Below are 1,888 nucleotides of genomic sequence, written 5' to 3' on the forward strand. Positions count from 1 at the left end.
CCTGCGGCGTCCGACGGCGCCGCTCCGGCGGGGGTGTCCGGTAGCGCGGCCCCGGCCGCCGGCGGGGGACCGGGGGTCGTGGCGGGGCTCGACTGGGTGGGACGGCTGCTCGGGGCGCACGGGCGGGTGCTGCCGATGGCCTCGGTGCCGCTCGACATCGTCGCGGACGTGCGCGGCGCCGACCCGGTGCGTCCGGACGAGGTCGTCCAGGTGCGCGGCCAGGTCGCGTGCGCGAAGACGCCGGGCACGGTCGAGGGCATCTCGCTGATCCCGTCCGACCCGCCCGCGTGCCCGGAGGCGCTCGCGGCGGTCGACGACGCCGACTGGGTGGTCTTCGGCCCGGGGTCGTGGTTCACCAGCGTCCTGCCGCACCTGAAGGTGCCGGAGCTGGCGCGCGCCCTGCGCCGCACGCGGGCCCGCCGCGCCGTCCTGCTGAACCTCGCGCCGCAGCCCGGCGAGACCGACGACCTGTCGCCGCAGAACCACCTGGAGGTCCTGCAGGCCCACGCGCCCGACCTCCGGGTGGACGTGGTGCTGGCCGACCGGGGCGTCGTGGACGAGCCGGAGGCGCTGGAGAAGGCGGTCGGCGACCTGGGCGGACGCCTGGTGCTCGCCGACGTGGCCGCCGCCGACGGCTCCCCGCGTCATGATCCCGCCCTGCTGGCCCAAGCCTTCGTACAGATATTCGCTGACTGACGTCCGGCACGGCCGCGATCGGCCACACTGCTGGAAGTTCGATAGGGGGAGGGGTTCATCTATGGCGATGACCGGTGTGGTGAAGGACGAGCTGAGCAGGCTCCAGGTGCTCAAGCCGTGCTGCCGCAAGGCGGAGGTCTCGACGCTGCTGCGCTTCGCGGGCGGCCTGCACCTGGTGAGCGGGCGCATCGTGATCGAGGCCGAGATCGACACCGGGGCCGCCGCGCGCCGTCTGCGCCGGGACATCGCCGAGGTGTTCGGCCACACCTCCGACGTGGTGGTGCTCGCCCCGTCCGGGCTGCGCAAGGGCAACCGGTACGTCGTCCGGGTGTTCCGGGACGGCGAGTCGCTGGCCCGGCAGACCGGCCTGATCGACAACAACGGACGCCCGGTGCGAGGGCTGCCCCGGCACGTGGTCGCGGGGGCGGCCTGCGACGCCGAGTCGGCCTGGCGAGGGGCGTTCCTGGCGCACGGCTCGCTGACCGAACCGGGCCGGTCGATGTCGCTGGAGGTGACCTGCCCGGGGCCGGAGGCGGCGCTGGCGCTGGTCGGCGCGGCCCGCCGGTTGAAGATCCACGCCAAGGCGCGCGAGGTCCGCGGGGTGGACCGCGTGGTCGTCCGCGACGGCGACGCGATCAGCGCCCTGCTGACCCGGCTCGGCGCGCACGACTCGGTGCTGGCCTGGGAGGAGCGGCGGATGCGCCGCGAGGTCCGGGCGACCGCCAACCGGCTGGCGAACTTCGACGACGCCAACCTGCGGCGCAGCGCCCGCGCGGCCGTCGCCGCCGGGGCGCGGGTCGCCCGCGCCCTGGAGATCCTCGGCGACGACGCGCCCGAGCACCTGGTCAGCGCGGGGCGGCTGCGCCTGGAGCACAAGCAGGCGTCCCTGGAGGAGCTCGGCCAGCTCGCCGACCCGCCGCTGACCAAGGACGCCATCGCCGGCCGGATAAGGCGCCTGCTCGCCATGGCCGACAAGCGCGCCGGCGACCAGGGCATCCCCGGCACCGAGGCGAACCTGACCGCCGAGATGCTCGCCCCCTGATCACCCGGACGCCCGCCCCCTGACCGCGAGCCCGCGCGCGCTCCGTGCGCTGGGACGCCGCCAGAGGCGCGGGGCAACGCACGGCGAAGACGCCGACGACCGCCGGCACCGCCGGCACCGCCGCCAGGACCACCCGCGCCCGCACCGCCG

The 1,888-nt window shown here is 76.2% G+C and carries 2 protein-coding genes; both read left to right on the plus strand.

Annotated elements, in window-relative coordinates; genetic code table 11:
• On the plus strand, positions 1–696 hold a 696-nt coding region (locus DZF91_RS24420), incomplete at its 5' end, for a gluconeogenesis factor YvcK family protein (protein ID WP_117359621.1).
• A gap of 61 nt (positions 697–757) precedes the next feature.
• Positions 758–1,738, plus strand: coding sequence for a DNA-binding protein WhiA (whiA, locus tag DZF91_RS24425; RefSeq protein ID WP_117359622.1), 981 nt, complete (start codon positions 758–760; stop codon positions 1,736–1,738).
• Positions 1,739–1,888: the final 150 nt, after the last annotated feature.

Origin of the sequence: Actinomadura logoneensis, from assembly GCF_003428695.1 — a bacterium.
In the GTDB taxonomy this organism is placed as follows: Bacteria; Actinomycetota; Actinomycetes; order Streptosporangiales; family Streptosporangiaceae; genus Spirillospora; species Spirillospora logoneensis.